This is a genomic window from Hydrogenophaga atypica, assembly GCF_042665215.1.
In the GTDB taxonomy this organism is placed as follows: domain Bacteria; phylum Pseudomonadota; class Gammaproteobacteria; order Burkholderiales; family Burkholderiaceae_C; genus Hydrogenophaga; species Hydrogenophaga defluvii_A.
Genome location: NZ_JBHTCA010000005.1, coordinates 19067 through 43267 on the forward strand (window position 1 = coordinate 19067; position 24201 = coordinate 43267).

Here is a 24201-nt window from a genome sequence, read left to right on the forward strand (position 1 = left end):
CGCATGACCACGCCGCCTGCCCACTACGCGCTCGACCGCACCTTCACCCACCGGCTGCACACCCTCAACAAACTCACCGACCGGGTCAGCCAGACCGCCTACCTGCAGGGCGCAGGGCTGCCGCTGAGCGAGGGGCGCTGCCTGTCGGCCATCGGTGCGTTCACGCCGCTGTCGGTGAACGACCTGGCCCACCGCGCCAACCTCAACAAAGGCCAGGCCAGCCGCGCGGCGCAAGCCCTGGTGGAACAAGGCCTGGTGCGCAAGGCGCCCAGCCCCACCGACGGCCGGGGCGTGGTGTTGACACTGAGCCCCAAGGGGGAACGGGTCTACCAAAAAATTGTCGGCGTCGTCTTGCAACGCAACACCGACATCCTGGCCTGCTTGACTGAGGCCGAGCAGCGCCAGCTCGACGCCCTGCTGGAACGGCTGGTGAACCACGCCCGTGCGGCCCTGGCGCCGGGCGAAGACACCGACGACTGAGTGCCATGGCCACACCGCCGCCCACTTCATTCCCCTCACCGCCGTCTCGGCCCAGTGCCGCCACGCTGCGGCAACTGCGCGCCTTTGCCGCCGTGGCGCAGGATGGCAGCATCACCCGCGCCGCACAGCGCCTGCACCTCACGCCCTCCGCCTTGTCCATGCTGGTCAGCGGTCTTGAAGGCGAACTGGGGGTGCGGCTGTTTGAACGCACCACACGCCGCCTGACCCTCACCGATCCCGGGCGCGAGCTGTTGCCCACCGTGGCGGCGGTGTTCGTCCAGCTCGACACCGCCTTCGATGGCCTGCGCCAGTGGAGCCAGCGGCGCGACACACGGCTGGCCGTGGCCGCATCGCCCTTGCTGGCGGCCACCTTGGTGCCGTCGGTGATGGCGGGCTTCCGCAGCCAGTGGCCGGATGTGGTGCTGACGCTGCGCGACCCGCCGGTGCACGAAATCGCGGCACTGGTGCGCAGCGGCGAGGTGGACCTCGGCGTGTGCACCGCCGACGCGCAGGCCACCGACCTCAGCGCCACGCTGCTGTACCGCGACCGACTGATGTTGGCCTGCCAGGCCAGCCACCCGCTGGCGGCCTTGCCCGACGTGGCCTGGGCCGATCTGCTGGGCGAGTCCCTGGCGCTGGTGCAGCGTGGCAGTGGCCTGCGGCCTCTGGTGGAGCAAGGGTTCGCCGAGCTGGCCGGGCGCCTGTCGCCGGCCTACGAGGTGGCACAGGTCGGCACCGCCATCGGGCTGGTAGAAGCAGGCCTGGCGGTGTCGGTGCTGCCTTGGTACGCGCTGGCCAGCGCTCGCGCCGTGGGGGTGTGTGGCGTACCGCTGGCCGCGCCCGTGATCGAACGCAACATCGTGGCGCTGACCGCGCCAGAACGCCCCTTGACCGAGGCAGGCCAGGCGTTTTTGGCCCATTTCCGCCAGCACATGGCCAGCCTGGCCACGCAGCCGGCGGCGGCTACGCCGCGTCGAACAAGGGCCAGGTCGCGCGGCTGAGGGCGCTGTCGGGGTCCATCCAGTCGAGGATGACGTCGAAGTGGTTGCGCCCCGGCACGTCCAGCCGAACCACCGGGTTGCCCTGCGCGGCGCACGCATCGGCGTACAACCACGACTGGCGCTTGAACTCGTCGGTGTCGATGCCGGCCACGACCACACACAGCGGGGTGGTGGGGTCGGGCAGGTGGTGCAACGGGCTCAGCGCGCGCGCGGTGGCCACGTCCAGACCCAACCAATCGTTGGGGCGGGTGGCCTGCACAGGCTCCATGTCGAACAGGCCACTGACCAACACCGCACCACGCACCGCGCCGGCCGGCACGCCGTGGGCACGCTGGGCCGGCGGCGACAGCATCATGGCGGCCAGGTGCCCACCCGCCGAGCTGCCAGCCAGCACCATGTGCCCGCCGTTGATGCCATGGGCACCCGCGTGGGTGTGCAACCAGCCCAGGGCGCGCTGGCATTGGGCCACGATCTCGCCCAGCGATGCGCCGGGCGAGAGGGCGTAGTTGAGCGACGCCACGGCAATGCCACGCTGCGTGAAGCAGCGCGCCATGAACACCGAGTCTTCTTTGCCCAAGGCACGCCAGTAGCCACCATGCACAAACACGAACAGCGGCGCGTTGCTGCGCCCGGGCACGGGAAACAGGTCCAGGCGCTCGTCGGGGTGGGGGCCGTAGGCGATGTCGCGCACACAGGGCAGCGCGTACATCGGCGCGGACTGTTCGCGGTAGTCGCGCAGCAGGGCGTCCACGTCGGGCACGGTGGCGCGGGCGTTGTAGCCGCGCTCCAACTCTTCCGCGCTGAACTGGCGCCAGCTTTCGGTGTCCATCATTTCAAACTCCCAGGGTTTCGTGCAGCATGGCCGGGTTGGCGCGCAGGCTGTCGGTGCTGCCTTGCCAGACGTTGCGGCCTTTTTCCAGGATGACGTGGCTGTCCGCCAGGCGCATCAGCGGTCCGATGTTCTTGTCGATGACCAGCACCGAAATGCCGGTGCTGCGCAGCGATTCGAGGCAGTGCCAGATCTCGGCGCGCACCAGGGGTGCCAGGCCTTCGGTGGCCTCGTCGAGGATGAGCAGGCGCGGGTTGGTCATGAGCGCACGGCCAATGGCCAACATCTGCTGCTCGCCGCCCGACAGGTTGGAGCCCAGGTTGCTGGCACGCTCCTTGAGGCGCGGAAACAGGCCGTACACGCGGTCCAGCGTCCACGGGTGTTTGCTGCCCAGGCGGTTGTGGGCGGTGGCCACCAGGTTTTCGTAGACCGTGAGGTTGGGGAAGACCTGGCGCTGCTCGGGCACCAGGCCAACGCCCATGCGGGCGATCTTGTAGGAGGGCAAGCCGGTCACGTCTTGGCCGGCAAAGGTGATGCGGCCGGCGCGCGGGCCGCGCATCCCGGTGGCTGCGCCCACCGTGGTGGTCTTTCCCATGCCGTTGCGGCCCAGCAGGGTGGTGAACTCGCCTTCGGCCATCTCGAGCGACACACCAAACAGGGCCTGGGCGTCACCGTAGTTGACCTCGATGTCTTCGATCTTGAGCAGGGCGTTCATCTTAGGCATCCAGGGTTTCATCGCCGAGGTAGGCGGTGCGGACGTCGGGGTTGTCGCGGATCTCGTCGGGGGTGCCGGTGGCGATGATGCGGCCGTAGACCAGCACCGAAATGCGGTCGGCCAGCGCGAACACCGCGTCCATGTCGTGCTCCACCAGCAGGATGGTGTAGCGGCCCTTGAGGGCGCGCAGCATGTCCACCACCTTGCCCGACTCCTGGTGGCTCATGCCGGCCATGGGTTCGTCGAGCAGCAGCAACTTCGGGCTGGCCACCAGCACCATGGCCAGCTCCAGCTGGCGGCGCTCGCCGTGCGCGAGTTCGGACACGCGGGTGTGGGTGCGGTGGCTCAGGCCGGTCTGGGCGATGGTGCGCAACGCGGGGTCCACCAGCTCGGGCTGTTGGAGCACCGGCTTCCAGCAGCCCAGGCTGTGGCCGCAGTGCGCCTGGCGCGCCAGGGCCACGTTTTCCAGCACGGTGAACTCGGGAAACACCGAGGTGATCTGGTACGAGCGGGCCAGGCCACGCAGGGCGCGTGGTGCGGGCGACAGCGCGGTGATGTCCTCACCGTCGAACTCGATGCGACCGCTGTTGGGAAACACCTCGCCGCCGAGCTGGCCAATCAGGGTGCTTTTGCCGGCGCCGTTGGGTCCGATGATGGCGTGCAGCTCGCCCGGTTGCAGGGCCAGCGAGAGGTGGTCGGTGGCGAGCAGGCCACCGTAACGTTTGACCAGGTCGCTGACCTTCAGCAGGGGGGCGCTCATGGTTTGTCTCCTGCGGCCAGCAAGCGGCGTTCGCGGCGCTCGTCATAGTCCAGCATGTAGCCGTAGATGCCACGTTTGGCGGTCAGCACCACCAGCACGATCAACGGACCCAGGATGAGCATCCAGTGTTCGGTGATGGCCTTGAGGATTTCTTCGGTGACCAGCAAGGTGAGTGCGCCCACCACCGGCCCCAGCACGGTGCCCATGCCCCCGAGCACCACCATCACGATGATCTCGCCCGACACCGTCCAGGCCAGGTAAGCGGGCGCGGCAAAACCGGTGAGGTTGGCGTACAGCAGGCCGGCCATGCCACACAACACACACGACACCACGTAGGCCAACAGCTTGTAGCGGGTGGTGGCAAAACCCATGGCCTTCATGCGGCGCTCGTTGACGCGTGCGCCCTGCAACACCATGCCGAAACGCGCATGCACCAGCCGGTGCGACAGCAGCAACGCCAGCAGGAGCAAGACCAGCGCGGTGTAGTACAGCGCCAGTGGCGAGCCCAGGTCCAGCGGACCGAACTGGCTGCGCGTGGGGATGGACAAACCGTCATCACCACCGTACTGCTTGAGGCTGACAAACAGGAAGTAGAACATCTGCGCAAAGGCCAGCGTGATCATGATGAAGGCCACACCCACGGTGCGCAGCGACACCAGCCCGGTGAGCGCGCCGATGACGGCGCTCAGGCCCACGGTGATGAGCAGTTGTAGCCAGCCGTTGTCGCTGCCGTGGTGGGCGGCGATGCCCACCACGTAGGCGCCCAGGCCCAGGTAGAGCGCGTGGCCGAAGCTGACCATGCCCCCAAACCCCAGGATGAGGTTGAGGCTGATGGCGGCAATACCGAACACCAGCACGCGGCTCACAAAGGTGATGGCAAAAGGTTCGGCCGCCACCTGCGCGTACAGCGGCACCAGCAGCAGCGCCAGCACCAAGAGCACGGTGAACCAGAAGGAGATGCGCTTCGTGTTCATGCGTTTTTCACCGGAAAGAGGCCTTGCGGCTTGAAGGCCAGCACCAGGGCCATGAAGATGGAAATCAGCATGGACGCCAGCGCCGGGCCGGCGGCCATGGCGGTGCTGCGGTCCAGGAACTCGCGCAGCAACATGGGCAGGAAGGCGCGACCGACGGTGTCGATCAGGCCCACAATCAGCGCCGAATAGAAGGCCCCGCGCACCGAACCGATGCCACCGATGACGATCACGATCATGGCCATGATGAGGATGGGTTCACCCATGCCCGGCTGCACCGACAGAATGGGGCCGCTCATGAGACCGGCCAGCCCCGCCAGGGTGGCGCCCAACGCAAACACCAGTGCATTGAGCAACTGGATGTTGACGCCCAGCGCGGCCACAATGGTGGGGTTGCTGGAGCCCGCGCGGATCAACATGCCCACGCGCGTTTTGCTGATGAGCAGGTAGCAGCCCAGCGCCACCAGCAAGCCCACCACGATGATGACGAAGCGGTAGGCGGGGTACATGATGCCGCCCAGATCGATGGCACCCGACAGCCAATCGGGCATGTTCATGTAGACCGGCGACGGGCCCCAGATCATGCGCACCAGCTCGTTGAAGAACAGGATGAGGCCGAAGGTGGCCAACACCTGATCGAGGTGGTCGCGGGTGTAGAGGCGCGAGGCGACCACCTTCTCCATCAACATGCCCAGCAAGGCCGAACCCACCAGGGCGGCCACCGCCGCCAGCAAAAACGATTCGGTGTGGCCGTAGGCAAATGCGGCAAAGTAGGCGCCCATCATGTACAGGCTGCCGTGCGCGAGGTTGACGAAGTTCATGATGCCGAACACCAGCGTGAGACCGGCGGACAACATGAAAAGAAGCACCCCGAGCTGCAGCCCGTTGAGCATCTGAATGACAAACAGGGATAGGGTCATGGCGCACCTGTGGATGTGTGACGGCGTGCGTCACCCCCCGGGTGCACGCCTCCCAACAAGAAGCCCCCCCGCGCTGCGGGGTGGGCCGGGTTCTCTGCCCGCTTCAGATCACTTCAGAGGGCACTCTTTGTGGTAGGCGTCGGCGTGGTCCTTGAGTGCCACGCCCTTGTTCACAAAAGCGGCTTGACCCGAGGCGTCCTTGGCCACATCCACGCGGTAGAAGTTGCGGATGGGGAACTGGTTGTTGTTGAACTTGAAGGGGCCGGTCACCGATTTGAAATCGGCCGCCTTGATTGCGGCGCGCAGGGCTTCCTTGTTGTCGGTCTTGCCGCCGGTTTTGGTCAGGGCCGAGTTCAGCAGCATGGCGGCGTCGTAGCTCTGCGCCGCGTACAACGAGGGCAGGCGCTTGTACTTGACCTGGAAGTCGGCCACAAACTTCTTGTTCTGCGGGTTGTCGAGGTCGGGGCTGTAAGGCGAGCCGGTGACCGCACCCAGCGCGAGGTCCTTGAGGGCGGGCAAGGTGGTGCCATCGACCGTGGAGGTGGACAACATCGGAATCTTGCCCAGCAGGCCGGCCTGGCGGTACTGTTTGACGAAGTTCACGCCCATGCCACCAGGGTAGAACACATAGATGGCGTCGGGCGCGGCGGCTTGCAGTTGGGCAATTTCGGCCGAGTAGTCGGGCTGGTTGACCTGGGTGTAGACCTCGTCGATCACCGTGCCTTTGTAGAAGCGCTTGAAGCCCGAGAGTGCGTCTTTGCCGGCCTGGTAGTTGGGCGCCAGCAGGTAGACCTTTTTGTAGCCGGCATCGGTGGCGTGCTGGCCCATGGACTCGTGCAGCGAGTCGTTGTTCCACGAGGTGCTGAAGTACATCGGGCTGCAGCCCTTGCCGGTGATGGGTGTGGGGCCGGCGTTGGAGCCCAGCAGCAGCACACCGGCGTCGGTGATGGGCTTGTGCACCGCCATCATGACGTTGGAGAAGGTCACGCCGGTGATGATGTTGACCTTGTCGCGCTCGATGAGTTTTTGCGCCAGTTGCACGCCCAAGTCGGGTTTGAGCTGGTCGTCTTCGCGAATGACCTGCACCGCCTGGCCACCCAGTTTGCCGCCCGCGTGTTCCAGCCCCAGCATGAAGGCGTCGTACTGGTCCTGACCCAGCGCGCCGGCCGGACCGGACAGGGTGCCCAGGAAACCGATCTTGACCTGCGCTTGGGCCACACCGCCCCAAGCCATCACACCCACTGCCAACACCAGACCACTCAGTTTGAACTTCATGAGGACACTCCTTGGGGACAAAAAAACGGCCACCACCGACCGCGTTGAAATTAGTTTAGACCTAAATTAACTAAGCCTAATCAGTACAAACCCTCACCCACCGGTGCCAGCGCGCACGCGGGTAGCGTGCCAGGCCTGCCAGTCGCTGCCCGGGTGCACCTCGCCGCATGCCGCACACGTGCGCTCGGCCACCGACGATGCGTAAAACCGCTGGTAGACCACCGGCAAGTCTTCAACGATGCTGGCCAACTGGACCTCGGCCCGGTAGACGCGCTGACCACAGGCAGCGCAATACCATTCGAAAGCATCTTTCGTGCCCAAAGGGCGGGGCATTTCGATCACGGTGCACAGGCTGCCGGCTTCAGGACGCTGGGGCGAATGGCGCACATGGGCGGGCAACAGAAAGATGTCGCCCTCGCGCAGATCCACGCGTTCGAATTTGCCCCGGTCTGCGATCAGCAGGTGGGCATTGCCTTTGAACTGGTGGAAGTACTCTTCGAAGGGATCGTCGTGGAAGTCGGAGCGCTGGTTGGGCCCGCCGACCACGGTGACGATCATGTCCGAGTCGGTCCAGATCTGCTGGTTGCCCACAGGGGGTTTGAGCAAATGCTGGTGCTCTTGTGTCCAGCGCGCAAAGTTGATGGGGGCTCGCATGGGTTCTCCTCGGTGTGATAGGAATCTTCAAAGCGACACAGCGGCGCCGCGCCAGGGTGTGCCAGACGCTGTGGGCGGTGATGTGTGACGTGCGCGGGTTCAGCGGGTCGGGCCGGTTGGCCAGGCGCAGCGTGAGCCGGCCGGCCGCGCCCGAGGCCTCGATCTCGTGCACGTTGTCGACGGCATCCGGATCGGCCCACAGCTCCACCCGCGTCTGTTCCAGGCCCAGCGTGGCCAGGGCAACGGTGGCGGCCACGTTGGCATTGCGCGGGAAACGCAAGGCGGCCTCGCCCGCGCTGCCACGGAACACACAGGTGGCGCGGCGGAGCTGGGCCAGGTCGTGCGTGTCGGCCGCGGCCGTGCCCAGCCACGCAAGCGGGGGTTTGTGCCCCCGGTAGGTCACCTCGTCGAGCCCAGCGCTGTGGGCCGCGCCCAACCAATCGAGGCCACCGATGGCACCCGGCACCAGCCGCAGCTGGCCACCACCGGCGCGCGCAGCGGCCTGCAGCCGCGCCAGGCGCGCCCCATCGGCCAACGCGCCCACCGACACCAGCACCAGATCGGTGCCGCTGCACAAGATGGCTTCGGCGTGCGCGTCCACCGCCGCGTGGCCGGCGCATTCGGCCACCACGTCGGGGCGAGTGTTCAGCAGCGCGTGTGTGTCCGCCACCAACAGGTGCGCGAGTGAGGGCCACTCGCTGGCGGCACGGGCGGTGTCACGCACCAGCACGGCCACCAGCTCAAACTCATCGGGCCGCGCCAGCAGCAACGTCACCAAACGCTGGCCGATGGCACCCAGCCCCATCAGCGCAACACGCTGGGGGGCGAGGGTGCGGCGAGGGGCAAGCATCAGGCCAACCACCACAGCAACACGGCGGCCCCCACCAACAAGGTGGCCACCCACACGCTGTCGGGCACGGCCTGCGGTGGGGTGGGCTTTGTGGGCGGGGACACCGACGCCGCTTCGCCAGGCGCCGCATCGGCCGGCGCAGCCACGAGCAGGGCGGCAAAACGCTGAAAAAAGTCCTCGCTCATCTTGCGCACCGTACCGTCGATCAGGCGCGCACCCAGCTGTGCGATCTTGCCGCCCACCTGGGCGTCGGCCGTCCAGTCGAGCCGCGTTTCGGTGGCCGACACCGCGGTCAGCGCCACCTTGGCCTCGCCTTTGCCAAAACCGGCCACCCCACCCTGCCCGGCGAAGCGCAGGGTACAGGCGCTGGGAGGCGTCATCTCCAGCAAGGTCATGGTGCTGGCAAAACGCGCCGACACGGGGCCGATGCTGACCTTGACGCTGCTGACGTATTCGGTGTCGCTGGTGCGTTCGAACTTGTCGCACCCCGCCACACATTGCTGCAGCACGGCGGGGTCGAGCAGGGCGTCCCACACACGCTGCAGCGGCTGGTTCAGGGTTTGTGTGCCTTGGAAGTTCATGGTGCGCTGGTGAGGTGTTGTTGGACGGCACGGCGGGTGAGCACACCTGCCAGGTGGGCGCGGTACTCGGCGCTGGCATGCAGATCGCTGCTGGCCAACGCCGCGTCCACCACCAGGCCGTTCAAGGCCTGGGCATCAAAACGGCGCGCCAGCGCGGCCTCGGCCTCAGGCCAGCGGCACACGCCATGCCCCAGGCCAGTGAGGGCCACACGCACGCCGTCGGCCGTGCGTGCCACCGCCACGCCGGTGAGCGCAAACCGCGAGGCGGGCTGCTCGAACTTGAGGTAGTGCAGGCGCGGCGCGAGGGGAAACCGCACACCCACCAGCACCTCGTCAGCCTCCAGCGCGGTGCTGAACAAGCCCTGGAAAAAGTCGTCGGCGGTGATCTCGCGCCGGTCGGTCACCACCGTGCCGCCCAGGGCAAGCACACCCGCAGGCCAGCAGGCCGCCGGGTCGGCGTTGGCAATGGAGCCGCCCAGCGTGCCCCGGTTGCGCACCTGCTGATCGGCGATGCCGGCGGCCAGCCGCCCCAGGCCGGGCAGGCGCTGGCGCACCAGGGGCGAGGCGGCCACCTGGGCATGGGAACACATGGCGCCCACCCACAGCTGCCCCGCGTCTTCGCGCAGGCCTTTCAGCTCGGGCAGGGCCTGCAGGTCGATGAGCAGCGTGGGCGCGGCCAGGCGCAGGCGCATGGCGGCCAGCAAAGTTTGGCCACCGGCCAGCAGCTTGGCGTCGGGGTCTTCGCGCAGCCAGGCCACCGCATCGGCCATCCGGGTCGCGGTGCGAAAGTCCAACACACTCATGGCGCCGCCCGCATCTGGCGCAGCCCTTGGCACACCGCCGTGACGATGCCGCTGTAGCCGGTGCAACGGCACAGGTTGCCTGCCAGCGCAGGGCGCACCGCATCGGGTTCGGCCGGCACGTCTTCGGCGGCCATGGCCACGGCGCGCATCACCATGCCGGGGGTGCAGTAGCCACACTGCAGCGCGTGGTGTTGGCCAAAGGCCTGCTGCATGGGGTGCAGGGTGCCGTCGGGCGCGGCCAGGGCCTCAATGCTCTGCACCTCGGCGCCGGGCAGCTGGCGCACCAGCACGTTGCACGACTTGACGGCCAGCCCATCGACGAGCACGGTGCAGGCACCACACTGGGCGGTGTCGCAGCCGGCGTGGGTGCCTGTCAGGCCCAACTGGTCGCGCAGCAGCTCGATCAGGGTTTGCGACGCGTCTTCACCGCCCAGCACCGGCTGGCCATTGACCTTGAGGGACACACCACCCATGGCTCAGGCCAGCTTCAGGCCGCTGCGGGCCAAGGCCTCGCGGGTGGCGGCTTTTTCGGCGTCGGTCAGGTTGAGCAACGGCCGGCGCACCGGGCCGCCCACCTGGCCCAACAGCTCCATCCAGTATTTGGTGTAGGCCTGCGGCGTGCCGCTGGGCCGCGCCGACTTGAAGGCCTGACGTGCGGGGGCGAGGCTGTCGCGCACGGCACGCGCTTCGGCGTGTTTGCCTTCAAAGGCCAGGCGGGTGTAGTCGTTGATGCGCTGGTCCACCGCCGTTTGCAGCAGAAAGGGCGGGGTCGAGCACAGGTAGAGCTGCCAGCCCAGTTCGATGATGTTGTCCAGCCACTCCTCTTCAGAGGCGGTGCTGACCAGGATTTTGTCGCCCGCGAGTTCGGTGAGCTTTTTGTAGAGCGGGCGGTCCACGCTGTACTTGATGGCCACGATGTTGGGCAGCTCGGCAATGCGCGCGCACAGCTCGGGGCTCATGATGTAGCCGCAGTCGGGGTGGTTCCACAAGGCAATGCCAATGTCCAGCTGCTCGCTGAGGTGGCGGTAGTACTCGTACACCGTGGCCTCGGCGTCGTGGTGGAAGTGCAGCACGGGGCTGTGCACCACGATGTAGTCGGCGCCGATGGCTTGCGAGTGGCGGGCCAGGTCCAGCACCACGTCGAGGTTGGTGTCGGAGCACGAGGTCACGATGCCGCAGTGGCCAGCGGCTTCTTCCACCGCCAGTTCAAAGGTGCGCTTGCGCTCGGCCACCGACATGGAGAAAAACTCGCCCTGTTTGCCACTCACGAACAGGCCACCGAGTTTGAGCGTGTGAATCCAGTGCTGGAGGTTGCGGCGAAAGCCCGCTTCGTCCAGCGACAGGTCGGCGTTGAACGGCGTGGCGGTGGCCGCCCAGACGCCACGGAAATGCTGGCGGGCGTAGGCCTTGGCGTCTTGTTTGGCGTACTTGGTACTCATGGGGCAACTTTCGAAAAGGGGGATTGGGTGGCGCGCCAGAGGCGCTCGGCGGTGAGAGGAAAGTCCAGGTCCACTTCGCCCACGGGCGAGAGCGCGTCGGCGGCGGCGTTGAGCAGGGCGGCAGGCACACCAATGCAGCCGGCCTCGCCCACACCTTTGGCGCCCAGCGCGTTGGCCTGGGTGGGCTGGTGCAGGCCCACCAGGTCAACGGCGTCCAGGGGCGGCATGTCGTCGGCGCGGGGCACGGCGTAATCCATCAGCGAGCCGGTGACGAGCTGGCCTTCGGCGTCGTACACCAGGCGCTCGAACAAGGCCTGGCCAATGCCTTGCGCCATGCCGCCGAGCAACTGGCCCTGGGCCAGTTGTGGCGAGACGATGTGGCCCGCGTCGTCGGCCCAGACGATGCGCTCGATGGTGGGCTTGCCGGTGTCGCGGTCAATGTGCAGACGGGCGATCACGCAGCCGTAGCTCCAGGCTTCGGCGGGCGCGGTGTAGATGTGTTCGGCCGTCAGCGGCAAGGCCTCGCCCGCATCGCGGCGGCGCGCGGCGTCCTGCGCGGCCAGCAGCACCGCGCTGCCACCAATCGCCATGCTGCGACTGGCCAACGCGCCAATGCCCTCGGGACAGGTGGCGGTGTCGCCATGTGCCACCTCGATGCGTTCGGGCGCCACGCCCAGGGCCTGCGCGGCGATGGCCGCGTAACTGGTTTCATGGCCCTGACCCTGGGCGGACGACCCGCTGGCCACCCGCACCGAGCCATCGGCACGCAAGGTGACACGCGCACTCTCCCAGCCCTGGCCACAGGGTTCGATGTAGAGGGCAGCGCCGATGCCCACCCACTCGCCCGCGGCGCGGCGTTCGGCCTGGCGGGCGCGTTCGGCGGCATAGCCAAAGGCCTCGCAGGCGTGGTCCAGCGCGGCGCGGTAGTCACCGGCGTCCAGCGTCTCGCCGGTGAGCGTGGCAAACGGCATGTCTTTCGCGGTGATCAGGTTGCGGCGGCGCAGTTCGATCGGGTCCATCCTGAGCGCCCGTGCGGCGCGCTCCACCAGGCGCTCCATCAGCAGCGCGGCCTCGGGCCGGCCAGCGCCGCGGTAGATGTTGACCGCCGCCGCATTCGACGTTTCTGCGCTGGAGGTGATATCAACGCCGGCCACGCGGTAAGGGCCGGGCAGGATGCGGGCCGCGTTGCGCGAAGGCACCAACGCGCTGAACGGCAGCCACGCGCCCACGGGGAAACGCAACGCCGCCTGCAGGTGTTCAAAACGGCCGTCGGCGCCCAGCGCCAAGCTGCCCTGCAGTTGTGCCCCCCGGCCGTGCACACCCGAGGTGAATTCTTCGGAACGCGAGGCGGTCCACTTCACACAGGCCTTGAGCTCGCGCGCCAGCCAGGCCACCACCAGTTCTTCGGGCGTGAGCGAAGACTTGGCGCCAAACGCGCCGCCCACATCGGGCGCGATCACACGCACCTGGGCCACGGGCAGGTTCAGCACCGAAGCGATGTCGCCGCGCGCCCGCGACGGCGTCTGGGTGCCCAGCCACACACACAGCGACTGCGCCGCCTCATCCCACTCGGCCACCACGGCACGGGGCTCCATGGCAAACGCCAGCACACGCGGCTGGGTGTGGGCGACGGTCACACACACTGCAGCGATGTCCGCCGAAGGGGCGCCCGCTCGGCAGACCAGTTCGCTCACAACCGAGCCCTGCGCACCCAGGTCGGTCTGTGCGGGCAAAGCCTCGCCATCGGCCCACACCACCTCGGCGGCCAGCGCGGCCGCTCGCGCGCTGCGCGCCACCACCACGGCCAAGGGCTGGCCCACGCTGGTGGCTGTGTCAGTGGGCAACAACGACGCACGGTGCCCATCGCTCACCGGCCACAGCGGGTTGGCGCCGGGCAGGCGCAGGCCCGCCAGCGCCGCACCGTCGAACACCGCCACCACGCCTTCTGAGGCACGCGCCGCCTCCAGGTCCAGCGCCTGGATAGACGCATGGGCGTGCATGCTGCGCACAAACGCGGCGAACAACATGCCGGGGCGCACCACGTCGTGCACGTAACGCCCCTGACCGGTCAGCAAACGCCGGTCTTCGACACGCGCCAAAGGTGCGGAGGGGGGCGTGGCAGGGTGGGACAAGGCGTTCATGGCGGCTGTTGCAGTGAGGCGTGTATTTCAGGCCAAAGTCCGCGCGCGGACAATCGCATTTTTCTGAACGATTCATCAGCCCAGCCACATGAAACCCACTTTGCGCAACGCCAGCCAACTGCAGGCCGCCATCATCGATCTCGACGGCACCCTGGTGGACACACTGGGCGATTTTGTCGAAGCCCTCAACCGCACACTGGCCGAGCTGCACCTGCCGGCCCTGGGCCGCGCGCAAGTTGAACGCATGATCGGCAAGGGCTCGGAGAACCTGCTGCTGTCGGCCATGGCGCACTTGGGCGAACCCGACCCCGCCGCGCGCCTGCCCGTCGCCTGGGCCGCCTACCAGCGGCACTACCTCCATGTGAACGGCCGTTTCAGTCAGGTGTTCGACGGCGCGCTGGCCGGCCTGCAAGCCCTGCGCGATGCCGGCCTGCCCCTGGCCTGCGTCACCAACAAGCCCCTGGCCTTCGCGCAACCCCTGCTGCACGACAAAGGGCTGGCCGGCTTTTTTTCGCATGTGTTCGGCGGCGACAGCTTTGAGCGCAAAAAGCCCGACCCGCTGCCCCTGCTGAAAACCTGCGAAGCCCTGGGCACGGCGCCCGCACGCACCCTGATGGTGGGCGATTCGCAAAACGACGGCCTGGCCGCACGCGCCGCCGGCTGCCCGGTGGTGCTGGTCACCTACGGCTACAACCACGGCGAGCCGATCGCCGAGGCGCCACACGACGCGCTGGTGGATTCGCTCGCCCAGCTGAGCGAATGGCCGGGGCTGGCAAACGTGCAACGGGCTTGAGGGACAATAGCCGCTTCATTTCTGGCGCGCCGGCCCGGCCCAACGCGCCCTTTGCCCCCAGTACCGTCTCCTGTACCGCGTGTCCGCCTCCGTTCCCGACCACCCCCACCGCATGACCCCGCTGGAGCGGCGCGCCAGCGCCTCGCTGGCGGCCATCTTTGCGCTGCGCATGCTGGGCCTGTTCCTGGTGCTGCCGGTCTTTGCGCTGGAAGCCCAGCGCCTGCCCGGTGGCGACGACCCGGCCCTGGTGGGTCTGGCCATGGGCCTGTACGGCCTCACCCAGGCCGTGTTGCAGATGCCGCTGGGCATGGCCTCTGACCGCTGGGGCCGCAAGCCGGTCATCCTGGCGGGCCTGGCGGTGTTTGCGCTGGGCAGCGCCCTGGCGGCCTGGGCGCCTTCGGTGCACTGGCTGGCGGCGGCCCGCGCGCTGCAGGGCGCGGGCGCCATCTCGGCGGCCGTCACCGCCTTTCTGGCCGACGTCACCCGCGATGAGGTCCGCACCAAGGCCATGGCCATGGTGGGCGCCAGCATCGCCCTGATGTTTGCGCTGTCGCTGGTGCTGGCGCCCTGGCTGGCCGCACGCATCGGGTTGGGCGGGCTGTTTGGTCTGACGGCGGCGCTCGCTTTGGGCGGCATGGCCCTGGTGGCCTGGGTGGTGCCGCCCGAGCCGCCTCAACACAAGGACGCAGGGCGCGGTGGCCTGCGCGAGGTGCTGGCCCACGGTGGCCTGTTGCGGCTGAACCTGGGCGTGTTTGTGCTGCACGCGGTGCAACTGGCCATGTGGATGGTGGTGCCAGCCTTGCTGGTGGGCGCGGGCCTGCCGGCCGCCGACCACTGGCAGGTCTATCTGACGGCCATGGTGGTGTCGCTGCTCATCATGGGCGGCGGGCTGTTCCGGCTGGAGCGCAAAGGTTACCTGCGCGCGGTGTTTCTGCTGGCCATTGGCCTCATCGTGCTGGCGCAGGTGGGCTTTTTGCTGAGCGAGCAGGCGCCTTCGGTGCCGCTGCTCGCCGCGCTGTTGTGTGTGTTTTTTGTCGGCTTCAACACGTTGGAGGCCAGCCAACCAAGCCTGGCGTCCCGCCTTGCACCTTCTGCCCACCGAGGCACCGCGCTGGGGGTTTACAACACGCTGCAGTCGCTGGGCTTTTTTGCCGGTGGCGCGGCCGGCGGCTGGTTGCTGCGCCAGCACGGCAGCCAAGCCGTTTTTGTTGCCGCCGCCGCGCTCACGGTGTTGTGGCTGGCGGTGGCCTGGGGCATGGCACCACAAGCGCCCCGCAACGCGGCCTCAGTCCCGGCGCACTGAAGCGCCAGACGCCTCGGGTGCGGCAGGCGCCGGGCTGTCCACCACACCCCGCAGCATGAGCTGGGACAAGGTGCTGTAGAGCGGCCGGCTGATCATGCGCGACACCAGGCTGGCCAGCAGAGCGGCGGCCATCAGGCTGAGCACCATGCCATGGCCATCGGTCATTTCCATCACGATGATCATGGCGGTGATGGGCGTCTGCGTGACCGCCGCCAGAAACGCGGCCATGCCCAGCGCAATCAAGGCCTGCAGGTGGGGCGAGCCGGTCAACCAGGCCACGTCGGCGCCCACGCCCGCACCCAGCGACAGGCTGGGGCCAAAAATGCCGCCCGGCACGCCGGCCCAGGCCGACAGCCACGAGGCCACAAACTTGAGCCAGGTGAACAGCACAGGCGTGTGTTCTTGTGCCGACGGCAGCGCCAACAACTCGCGCGTGTGGTCATGCCCACCGCCCAGCGCGGCCCCCTGGCTCACCACCCCAATCACGGCCACCACAAAACCACAGGCGGCGGCAAACCGCACCGGGTAACGGCGCCGGAAGGCGCAGAAGCGGTCGGGCAGACCCGTGAAGGATGCGATCATCAACCGAGCGAGCAAACCGCCCAGCAGCCCGCAGGCGACCGCCACCAGCAGGCCGGGCCCCACCAGGGCCCACCACGACACCGCCTCCGCCCGCACCCGACCAAAGTAGGACAGGTTGCCGAACGCCGACACCGCCACCAGACCTGAGACCACGATGGCCGCCAACATCAGGCCACTGCTGCGCTGCTCCAGCCGACGGCTCAACTCTTCGATGGCAAACACGATGCCGCCCAGCGGCGTGTTGAAGGCCGCCGCGATGCCGGCGGCCCCACCGGCCACCAGCAATTCGCGTTCGGAGATGGCGGTTTTGGGTGACAGGTAGCGGCGCGCGTGGTGCATGACACCCGCGGCCACCTGCACCGACGGCCCCTGCCGGCCGATGGACAGGCCGGCCAGCAAACCACCCGAAACCCCCAGCACCTTGGCCGCGCTGATGCGCAGCGACACAAACCGCCCGCGCGAGGTGGCCGGCACCTCGGGCGCCAACGCACACATCACCTGTGGCACGCCCGAGCCCGCCGCCGCCGGGGCCCAGCGCCGCACGGCCCACACCACCAGCGCGGTGACAGCGGGCGTCCACAGCAACGGCGCCCACCAGGCGGCGCTTCGCAAGGCGTCAAACCACTCAAATGCGGCATCGGCCAACAGGGTGAAGCCCACCACCGCCAGCCCGGCCAGCACCGCAAAGGTGATCACAACGGCGCGGTCCAGCCACTGGCGGCCATCGCCCATCTCGTTGCGCAGGTTTTGCAGGAAATCGGGCTCGCCTTTCATCGGCTGCAGTGTAGTTTCCAGCCTGCGGCGCTTGAATATGCGCCACAACGAATTCAAAATGAAACCACATCTGAAATGGCTTCAAAATGCCTCATCTTTCCATCAAAGACGTGCCCGACGACTGGGCCAACGCCCTGCGCCAACGGGCTGCGCGCAACCACCGCTCGCTCCAAGGCGAACTGATGGCCTTGCTGGAGCAGGCGGTGCACGAGGTCGGCGTGCGCCCCACCTCGGGCGCGGTGTTGCGCCGTACAACCCCGGCAGGTGGCCTGGGCCCGGTGCGCCGGGGCTGGAAAACCATTGAACAGGTGAGCGCGGAACTGCGGGCCCGCCACCCGCAGCCCATCGCCGAGCAGGCCTCCAGCCTGGCCCTCATCCGCGAAGACCGCGACAGTCGATGACCGCGCTCGCCCCGCTGTTTGTGGCCGAGCCGCCGCCGAGCTACCTGGAGCGCCCACCGCTGGTGGTGGACTGCAGCGCCGTGGCTGGCCTGGTGTTCCGCGAACCCTGGTTTGAAGCGGCGCAGGGCCGGTTTGACGGCCGCAATCTGCACGCACCCCATTTGCTGAGCAGCGAAATCGCCAGTGTGGCCCTCAAAAAACACCGACGCGGCGAGACCCACGCGCTCACCGGCCTGACCATCGCCGCCGAGCTGGACATCGAACTGCACGCCACGGACCCGGTGCAAGTGGTCGATCTGGCCCAGCGCTACGGCCTGAGCGCCTACGACGCGGCCTACCTGTGGCTGGCCGCCGAGCTGCGCTGCCCGTTGGCCACCTTCGATGAGGCGCTGGCGCGCGCCGCTACCAATCACTTGGCCCACCTCGACTGACCAGCCATCAGCGCCAGGCCAAGCCACTTGCGGCACAATCTCGGTACTCACATCAGGACATTCCACTCATGGCATCCGTCAACAAAGTCATCCTCGTCGGCAACTGCGGCCGCGACCCCGAAATTCGCTACCTGCCCTCGGGCCAGGCCGTGGCCAACGTGAGTGTGGCCACCTCCAGCCGCCGCAAGGACCGCAACACCGGCGAAACGGTGGAAGACACGCAGTGGCACCGCGTCACGTTCTACGACCGCCTGGCCGAGATCGCCGGCGAATACGTCAAAAAGGGCCGCCCCATTTACGTTGAAGGCCGGCTCAAATACGGCACCTACGTGGACAAGGCCACCGGCGTGGAGAAGAACACGGTGGACATCATCGCCACCGAAATGCAGTTGCTGGGCGGCCGTGAAGGCATGGGTGGCCCCGGTGACGAGGGCGGTGGTGGTGGTGGTGGCTACAGCCGCCCGGCGGCTGTACCGCGTGCGGCCGCGCCCGCTGCCGCACCCCGCCAACCCGCTGCCCGGCCGGCACCGGCCAGCAGCGGTTTTGAAGACATGGACGACGACATCCCGTTCTGACGGGCGACCCGCCTCGGCGGGTTTTTTTTGCCTGTTGTTTGTTTTGTTTGCCTTTTGACCCACCTGGTTTGCCCGAGACATGCTCTACACCGAATCCAAGGAAAAAAGCGCCGAACTGCTGCGTGCCGTGCTGGCACTGATGAACCAGCACAGCGCCGCTTTCAACCCGGTCACCTACGCCGTGTGTTACGAATACGTCGCCGGCATCAACGGCCGCCTGAACCAGGCCTTTGACCACTTCACCCGCACCGAAGCGCGCCTGAGCGACAACACCATGGTGCGCCTGTACCGCGAACACATCGCCGGCATCGACGACAAGACCATGGAGCGCATCAGTGGCGACATGCAGCGGGTGATGACGGGCATGTCGGAGAGCGCGGCGCGCACCGGCAACGAGGCGGGCGACTTCACACAACACCTGGCCGGCCTGTCGCAGGCGCTGCAATCCAGCGACACCGAGCGCCTGGGCCTGCACCTGGGCCAGGCGCTGCAGCAGACCGAGGCGATGCGCAGCTCGGCGGCCGCGCTGCAGGCACAGGTCGCCGCCAGTCAGCGCGAGATCGAGCAGCTGCGCACCGACCTGCAGCGCGCCCGGGAAGACGTGTTTGTGGACGCGCTCACCCGCGTGCTCAACCGCAAAGGGCTGGACCACAAGATGGGCCAGTTGCTGCGCACCCCGCCCAACGCCGGCACCCAACACGCGCTGGTGATGCTGGACATCGACCACTTCAAGGCCATCAACGACGGCCACGGCCACCTGATGGGCGACCGCGTGCTCAGCGCCCTGGGCGAATTGCTCAGGCTGTCGGTGGGCGAGGCCGGCAGCACGGTGGCACGGTATGGTGGCGAGGAGTTCGCCATTTTGTTGCCCCACGCCACACCGGCACTGGCGAAGGAAGTGGCCGAGCGCGTGCGCCTGCGCACCAAGGCACTCAAAATTCGCCACAAACAAACCAACGAGGTGGTGCTCACGCTCACGCTGTCGGCCGGTGTGGCCACGCAGCAGCAAGGCGAAGACGCGACCGCCTGGATCGCCCGTGCCGACAAGGCGCTGTACCAAGCCAAGGAAAGTGGCCGCGACCGGGTGAGCCTGGCGGCCTGATCGGTCAAGCGAAGTCGGCCGCCTCGGTGTCGATGACACCGCCACCCAAACACACCTCGCCGTCGTACAACACGGCCGACTGCCCCGGCGTGACCGCCCATTGGGCCTCGCTGAAATCCAGACGGAAGCCCCGCTCGCCCTCGGGCGCAAATCGGCACGGCGCGTCGCTCTGCCGGTAACGCGTCTTGGCGGCGATGTTGCCAGCCGCTGGCGGCACGCCCGCCACCCAGCTCGCGTCCTGCGCCCGCAGGGTGGGCGACAACAGCCACGGGTGGTCGTGGCCTTGCACCACCCACAGCGTGTTCTTGGCCACGTCTTTGCGCGCCACAAACCAGGGCGCGTGTTCACCACCGCCACGCTGTGCGCCTTTTTCCTTCACACCACCAATGCCCAAGCCCTGGCGCTGGCCCAGGGTGTAGAAGCTCAGGCCTTGGTGCTGACCGATGGTGCGGCCCTTGTCGTCTTTGATGGGGCCGGGCTCTTTGGCGATGTAGCGGTTGAGGAAGTCGCGGAACGGCCGCTCGCCGATGAAACAGATGCCGGTGCTGTCTTTCTTCTTGGCGTTGGGCAGGCCAATCTCCGCCGCGATGCGACGCACCTCGGTTTTGTGCAGTTCACCCACCGGGAACAGCGTCTTGCTCAGCTGCGCCTGGTTGAGGCGGTGCAGGAAATAGCTCTGGTCCTTGGAAGCATCGAGGCCCTTGAGCAACTGGAAAGCACCGCCGTGCTCGCGCACGCGTGCGTAGTGGCCAGTGGCGATTTTTTCGGCACCCAGGCGCATGGCGTGGTCAAGAAAGGCCTTGAACTTGATCTCGGCATTGCACAGGATGTCGGGATTGGGCGTGCGGCCGGCCGAGTACTCGCGCAGGAACTCGGCGAACACGCGGTCCTTGTATTCGGCCGCGAAGTTGACGTGCTCGATCTCGATGCCAATCACGTCGGCCACGCTGGCGGCGTCCACGAAGTCGATGTTGGACGAGCAGTACTCGCTATCGTCATCGTCTTCCCAGTTCTTCATGAAGATGCCGATGACCTCATGGCCTTGCTGCTTGAGCAAATGGGCGCTCACGGCCGAATCCACGCCGCCGGACAGGCCGACGACCACACGCTGCTTGGGGTTCATGGGGCAGGATTATCCCGCCAGCGTCCTCAGCGGAGGCTTGACGGTGCGAAAACCCCGTCTGAACCCAAGCTGACGGTATCTGACGGAAATGTCACGGTTGTGGATTTCTTTCGTGACATTCCCCGGCACAGTACGGACTCAGCAGGGAGCAATAACAAAAAGTCAGCAGAAGAACAGAGGGAGCGAAAAAGGGAGAGGCGCCACAGAGCGACGACGATAAGACAGGAAGGCGGGTGTGTGTTGCGGGATCGAGAGATCCGGGGAGGCGCAACACACCCCGCCTGAACTGCTTTTGGGGGCCTCAGTCGGGAGCGGCGGGCGAATCGAGGTGTTCAAAAAACCGCGGGTACAGGATCACCTTGCGGTACGCCAGCTCAATGTCGCCGCTCTGACGCAAGTGCTTCAACTCTTCGTGCACACGCTGCCTGGAGGCACCCACACCCGTGGCCAAATCACCTTGCCCCACCCACAGCTCCACACTGCCATCGCGCGCAGGGATGCCGTGGTGAGTACTCCACCAACGCAACACCGACCGCAACTTGCCGGCCAGGGTGCGCTGGCCCACCACCTCGATGATGTCGAACTGCTGACGCAGCCGTTTGCTCAAGCCCACGGCCACGCCCACGCCGGCCTCGGGCAGGGTCATGACCAGCTCGCGCAAAACCTCCAGCGGAAAATGCAGCACCTCGCAGTCGGGTGTGTCAACGCGGATGGTCATGCGTGAACTGCGGTTCAACATCAAGTTGTTGATGCCAAAAATCTCTTGCGCCATGATCCAGCCGCCGTGCAATTCGGCCCCGTCGGGATGCGCCGCCATGCAGTGCAAACGCCCGCTCAACAGCCATGAGGCATGCGCCGGCACCACCCCGCGGCGCTGCACCTCCTCACCCCGGCGGTAACGCCGCCTTGTGCCACGCGTCTGCAGCAGGTGGCGTGCCTCGGGCGGCAGGTCGTGCACGGTGAAGCCCACCGTTTTGATGCCGAAGGGAGAAAAAGCGCCACTCGGGTCGTTCATCGTCAATCAGCCCTGGGTCGCCTGAAGTTGCTCAAAAAAACGCGGTCGCAAAACGATCTTGCGGTACGCCACGTCCAGCTCGCCTCGGTCGCGCATGGCCTTCAGTTCCATCTGCACGCGCTGGCGGGAGGCACCCACGCCATTGGCCAAGTCGTTTTGTGTGACCCACAGCTCCACGCTGCCGTCGCGTGCGGGCACAGAATAGTGGCTCGACCACCACACCAGCAAGGCGCGAAGTTTGTCTTCCAGCAAGCCCGGACCGGTGACGTCGATGAAATCGGACATCTGCGCGATGCGCCGGCTCAGCGCCACCGACACCCCCCACCGGGCGTCGGGGAAGCGGTGCATCATGTCAAGCAGGAGGTCGCGCGAAAAATGCAGGACGTGCGCCTCGTCCGTGTCCACCACCAGGTGGTTGAGCGCGGGGCAATCGGGCAGCAGTATATTGAAGAGGCCAAACAGCTCCTCGGTCATGACCCACCCTCGGGCATGCTCCGAACCGTCGGGCTGGTACACAACGGTGCGCAAGCGGCCTTTTTGCAGCCAGGCCGCCGCGGTCAGCGGCACCCGGGTGCGCTGCACCGTTTCGCCCCGCTGGTACACCCGCATCTGACCGTTGTCGCGCAGAAACGCACGCGCCTCCTCGGGGAAGTCGTGGATGGTGGGACCGTTGGTCCTCACGCCAAAAGGCGACAAGGCGGCATCGTTGGGGTTCATGGTGCTGAAGGCTTTTGACGGGTGCTCGGCCAGTCCGCCGTGTGTCAACCCGATCTCACCCCCATTCTGACCGAAAAGTCACCTTAGTTACAAATTCCGCATTTTTTATCTAAGGAATGGCCCTCTCCCCATTTCTCCGAGCATCTTGTATGCACTTTTTGACTACAGTTGGGCCCGCAACAACGTGACAAGGGATCGGTGAAAAACTTTCCAGCATCTGACACAAATGTCACAAGAGCGGAAGTTTGTTTTTACCTTTGAGGCCACACTTCATCTCACCGGGACACACATCGCCACCACGAAGCGATGGGCCGGTACAGGGAGGGAAAAGTCGGTCAGCGTCACAGGGAGGCGCCACACGGCGAGACAAGAAGAAGACAGGGGACGGGTGACTGTTGCGGGATCGGTGCCATGCATCCGATCCGGGGAGGCGCAACACCACCCGTCCAAACTGCCAGGGAGCCCAAGCGTCAGAGAACGCAGCGATCAGGGAGCGAACAACCCACACGGCGCCACAGAGCAGCCGACGGTTCAGGCCCCACAGAGGGTCAGCAGAACATTCAGGGAAAACGGGCGGGCTGCCATGGACACAGCCGGGACACACCCGGTGGCGTCGGGAAGGCATGGCAGCCCGTTTCGCCCACCACCGGGCTGGCCACAGCCCCTCAGCCGCGCACTTCGCCTTCGCCCAGCACCACGTACTTCAGCGAGGTCAGGCCCTCGATGCCCACCGGCCCACGCGCGTGGAACTTGTCGGTGCTGATGCCAATTTCCGCCCCCAAGCCGTACTCGAAGCCATCGGCAAAGCGCGTGCTGGCGTTGACCATGACACTGGCCGAATCCACCTCGCGCAAAAAGCGCTGGGCGTGCACATGGTCGGTGGTGAGGATGGCGTCGGTGTGGTGGCTGCTGTAGCGGTTGATGTGGGCAATGGCCTCGTCCACGCCGCTCACCACCTTGATGCTGATGATGGGCGCCAGGTACTCCTCAAACCAGTCCTGCTCGGTCGCATCTTTCACCTGCGCGCCGGGCACAGCCACCAGCAGCGCCTTGGCCTCGGGGCAGCAACGCATTTCCACGCCTTTTTGTGCGTAGATGGCACCAATGCGCGGCAGAAAATCGGCCGCCACACCACGCGCCACCAACAGACCTTCGCTGGCGTTGCAGGGGCTGTACTTGTTCGTTTTGGCGTTGTCGGCCACCTTCACCGCCATGGCGATGTCGCAAGGGTCGTCCACGTAGGTGTGGCAATTGCCATCCAGGTGCTTGATCACGGGCACCTTGGCCTCGGCGCTGATGCGCTCGATCAGGCCCTTGCCACCACGCGGGATGATCACGTCCACATAGGCAGGCATGGTGATGAGCTGGCCCACGGCAGCACGGTCGGTGGTGGGCACAAGCTGCACAGCGTCCACCGGCAGGCCGGCCTCGGCCAGGGCCTGTTGCACCAGTTTGGCCAGGGCGCGGTTGCTGTCGATGGCCTCAGAGCCACCGCGCAGAATGCACGCATTGCCGCTCTTGATGGACAGGCTGGCGGCCTCGATGGTGACGTTGGGCCGGCTCTCGTAAATCATGCCGAACACCCCGATGGGCACACGCATCTGGCCCACGCGAATGCCGCTGGGCTGCTGCTTCATGCCGATGATTTCGCCAATGATGTCGGCCATGGCGGCGAGCTGCTCGCAGCCTTCGGCGCAGGTTTCCAGCACCTTGGGCGTGAGTTTCAGGCGGTCCACCATGGGCTCGCTCAGCCCGTTGGCACGGGCACGCTCCAGATCCTTGGCGTTGTCCACCTGCAGGGCGTCCACGTTGGCGCGCAGCAGGCGGGCCAAGGCCAGCAACGCATCGCGCTTGCGCGCGGCCGGGGCACGTGCCATCTCGAAAGCGGCGCGGCGGGCCTGCACGCCCAGGGTCTGCATCAGTTCGGGGACATTCATCGCGTTCATGACGGCATTTTCGCACCGAC

The 24201-nt window shown here is 66.8% G+C and carries 25 protein-coding genes and 1 pseudogene; 8 read left to right on the forward strand and 18 right to left on the reverse strand.

Annotated elements, in window-relative coordinates; all coding sequences use genetic code 11:
• Positions 1-3 precede the first annotated feature (3 nt).
• Both ACFQPB_RS09020 and ACFQPB_RS09025 read left to right on the forward strand, forming a co-directional pair.
• Positions 4-480, forward strand: coding sequence for a MarR family winged helix-turn-helix transcriptional regulator (locus ACFQPB_RS09020; protein ID WP_382222087.1), 477 nt, complete (start codon positions 4-6; stop codon positions 478-480).
• 5 nt (positions 481-485) lie between these two features.
• Positions 486-1481, forward strand: coding sequence for a LysR family transcriptional regulator (locus tag ACFQPB_RS09025; protein WP_382222090.1), 996 nt, complete (start codon positions 486-488; stop codon positions 1479-1481).
• Here ACFQPB_RS09025 and ACFQPB_RS09030 read toward each other — a convergent pair.
• The 13 genes and pseudogenes from ACFQPB_RS09030 to ACFQPB_RS09090 all read right to left on the reverse strand — a co-directional run bounded on the left by ACFQPB_RS09030 (position 1444) and on the right by ACFQPB_RS09090 (position 13419).
• Positions 1444-2313 (reverse strand): alpha/beta hydrolase, encoded by an 870-nt coding sequence (locus tag ACFQPB_RS09030; protein WP_382222093.1) that lies wholly within the window; start codon positions 2311-2313, stop codon positions 1444-1446. The genes ACFQPB_RS09025 and ACFQPB_RS09030 overlap by 38 nt on opposite strands.
• Position 2314: 1 nt before the next feature.
• Entirely contained in the window at positions 2315-3025 is a 711-nt protein-coding gene (locus ACFQPB_RS09035; RefSeq protein ID WP_382222776.1) for an ABC transporter ATP-binding protein, read from the reverse strand.
• 1 nt (position 3026) lies between these two features.
• Positions 3027-3785 carry an ABC transporter ATP-binding protein gene (locus tag ACFQPB_RS09040; RefSeq protein ID WP_382222096.1) on the reverse strand — a complete coding sequence of 253 codons (759 nt, stop codon included), beginning with the start codon at positions 3783-3785 and terminating at the stop codon, positions 3027-3029.
• Complete coding sequence (locus ACFQPB_RS09045; RefSeq protein WP_382222097.1) at positions 3782-4759, reverse strand: branched-chain amino acid ABC transporter permease; 978 nt, start codon at positions 4757-4759, stop codon at positions 3782-3784. The genes ACFQPB_RS09040 and ACFQPB_RS09045 overlap by 4 nt, the downstream gene beginning before the upstream one ends.
• A complete protein-coding gene (locus tag ACFQPB_RS09050; protein WP_382222100.1) occupies positions 4756-5676 on the reverse strand; it encodes a branched-chain amino acid ABC transporter permease in 921 nt (306 codons plus the stop codon). The genes ACFQPB_RS09045 and ACFQPB_RS09050 overlap by 4 nt, the downstream gene beginning before the upstream one ends.
• A 108-nt stretch (positions 5677-5784) precedes the next feature.
• Positions 5785-6951, reverse strand: coding sequence for an ABC transporter substrate-binding protein (locus tag ACFQPB_RS09055; protein ID WP_382222103.1), 1167 nt, complete (start codon positions 6949-6951; stop codon positions 5785-5787).
• A 93-nt stretch (positions 6952-7044) separates the two neighbouring features.
• On the reverse strand, positions 7045-7605 hold the full coding sequence (locus ACFQPB_RS09060) for a 3-hydroxyanthranilate 3,4-dioxygenase (protein WP_382199566.1): 561 nt from the start codon (positions 7603-7605) through the stop codon (positions 7045-7047).
• Between the two features lie 103 nt (positions 7606-7708).
• Positions 7709-8455: pseudogene (locus tag ACFQPB_RS09065) on the reverse strand (aspartate dehydrogenase); the annotation flags it as partial.
• The gene (locus ACFQPB_RS09070; RefSeq protein ID WP_382222106.1) at positions 8455-9036 is read right to left on the reverse strand and encodes a CoxG family protein; all 582 of its coding nucleotides are present in this window, start codon (positions 9034-9036) and stop codon (positions 8455-8457) included. The pseudogene ACFQPB_RS09065 and the gene ACFQPB_RS09070, both read right to left, overlap by 1 nt.
• Complete coding sequence (locus tag ACFQPB_RS09075; RefSeq protein ID WP_382222109.1) at positions 9033-9839, reverse strand: FAD binding domain-containing protein; 807 nt, start codon at positions 9837-9839, stop codon at positions 9033-9035. Before ACFQPB_RS09075 ends, ACFQPB_RS09070 begins: the two co-directional genes overlap by 4 nt.
• On the reverse strand, positions 9836-10312 hold the full coding sequence (locus ACFQPB_RS09080) for a (2Fe-2S)-binding protein (RefSeq protein ID WP_382222112.1): 477 nt from the start codon (positions 10310-10312) through the stop codon (positions 9836-9838). The genes ACFQPB_RS09075 and ACFQPB_RS09080 overlap by 4 nt, the downstream gene beginning before the upstream one ends.
• Positions 10313-10315: 3 nt before the next feature.
• Positions 10316-11278, reverse strand: coding sequence for a dihydrodipicolinate synthase family protein (locus tag ACFQPB_RS09085; protein WP_382222115.1), 963 nt, complete (start codon positions 11276-11278; stop codon positions 10316-10318).
• Positions 11275-13419, reverse strand: a complete 2145-nt coding sequence (locus ACFQPB_RS09090) for a xanthine dehydrogenase family protein molybdopterin-binding subunit (RefSeq protein ID WP_382222118.1) — start codon at positions 13417-13419, stop codon at positions 11275-11277. Before ACFQPB_RS09090 ends, ACFQPB_RS09085 begins: the two co-directional genes overlap by 4 nt.
• A gap of 88 nt (positions 13420-13507) precedes the next feature.
• Here ACFQPB_RS09090 and gph point away from each other — a divergent pair, with 88 nt between their 5' ends.
• Entirely contained in the window at positions 13508-14212 is a 705-nt protein-coding gene (gene gph, locus ACFQPB_RS09095; RefSeq protein ID WP_382222121.1) for a phosphoglycolate phosphatase, read from the forward strand.
• Between the two features lie 79 nt (positions 14213-14291).
• The gene (locus ACFQPB_RS09100; RefSeq protein ID WP_382222124.1) at positions 14292-15515 is read left to right on the forward strand and encodes an MFS transporter; all 1224 of its coding nucleotides are present in this window, start codon (positions 14292-14294) and stop codon (positions 15513-15515) included.
• On the opposite strand, the gene ACFQPB_RS09105 is transcribed toward ACFQPB_RS09100, so the two are convergent.
• Positions 15498-16871 carry a chloride channel protein gene (locus tag ACFQPB_RS09105; RefSeq protein ID WP_382222127.1) on the reverse strand — a complete coding sequence of 458 codons (1374 nt, stop codon included), beginning with the start codon at positions 16869-16871 and terminating at the stop codon, positions 15498-15500. The genes ACFQPB_RS09100 and ACFQPB_RS09105 overlap by 18 nt on opposite strands.
• Positions 16872-16957: 86 nt before the next feature.
• Here ACFQPB_RS09105 and ACFQPB_RS09110 point away from each other — a divergent pair, with 86 nt between their 5' ends.
• The 4 genes from ACFQPB_RS09110 (at position 16958) to ACFQPB_RS09125 (ending at position 19380) form a co-directional block, all read left to right on the forward strand.
• Positions 16958-17272, forward strand: a complete 315-nt coding sequence (locus ACFQPB_RS09110; RefSeq protein WP_382222130.1) for a FitA-like ribbon-helix-helix domain-containing protein — start codon at positions 16958-16960, stop codon at positions 17270-17272.
• Positions 17269-17703, forward strand: a complete 435-nt coding sequence (locus ACFQPB_RS09115) for a type II toxin-antitoxin system VapC family toxin (protein WP_382222133.1) — start codon at positions 17269-17271, stop codon at positions 17701-17703. Before ACFQPB_RS09110 ends, ACFQPB_RS09115 begins: the two co-directional genes overlap by 4 nt.
• Before the next feature lie 68 nt (positions 17704-17771).
• A complete protein-coding gene (gene ssb, locus ACFQPB_RS09120) occupies positions 17772-18278 on the forward strand; it encodes a single-stranded DNA-binding protein (RefSeq protein ID WP_382222136.1) in 507 nt (168 codons plus the stop codon).
• A 79-nt stretch (positions 18279-18357) separates the two neighbouring features.
• A complete protein-coding gene (locus ACFQPB_RS09125; RefSeq protein WP_382222139.1) occupies positions 18358-19380 on the forward strand; it encodes a GGDEF domain-containing protein in 1023 nt (340 codons plus the stop codon).
• A 4-nt stretch (positions 19381-19384) separates the two neighbouring features.
• Here the strand turns inward: ACFQPB_RS09125 and mnmA are convergent, their stop codons facing one another.
• From mnmA to ACFQPB_RS09145, 4 genes are all read right to left on the reverse strand, one after another.
• Positions 19385-20503, reverse strand: a complete 1119-nt coding sequence (mnmA, locus tag ACFQPB_RS09130) for a tRNA 2-thiouridine(34) synthase MnmA (RefSeq protein WP_382222141.1) — start codon at positions 20501-20503, stop codon at positions 19385-19387.
• A 301-nt stretch (positions 20504-20804) separates the two neighbouring features.
• A complete protein-coding gene (locus tag ACFQPB_RS09135) occupies positions 20805-21518 on the reverse strand; it encodes a Crp/Fnr family transcriptional regulator (RefSeq protein WP_382222142.1) in 714 nt (237 codons plus the stop codon).
• Between the two features lie 6 nt (positions 21519-21524).
• On the reverse strand, positions 21525-22235 hold the full coding sequence (locus ACFQPB_RS09140) for a Crp/Fnr family transcriptional regulator (protein WP_382222145.1): 711 nt from the start codon (positions 22233-22235) through the stop codon (positions 21525-21527).
• Between the two features lie 665 nt (positions 22236-22900).
• A complete protein-coding gene (locus ACFQPB_RS09145) occupies positions 22901-24181 on the reverse strand; it encodes a glutamate-5-semialdehyde dehydrogenase (RefSeq protein ID WP_382222148.1) in 1281 nt (426 codons plus the stop codon).
• Positions 24182-24201 lie beyond the last annotated feature (20 nt).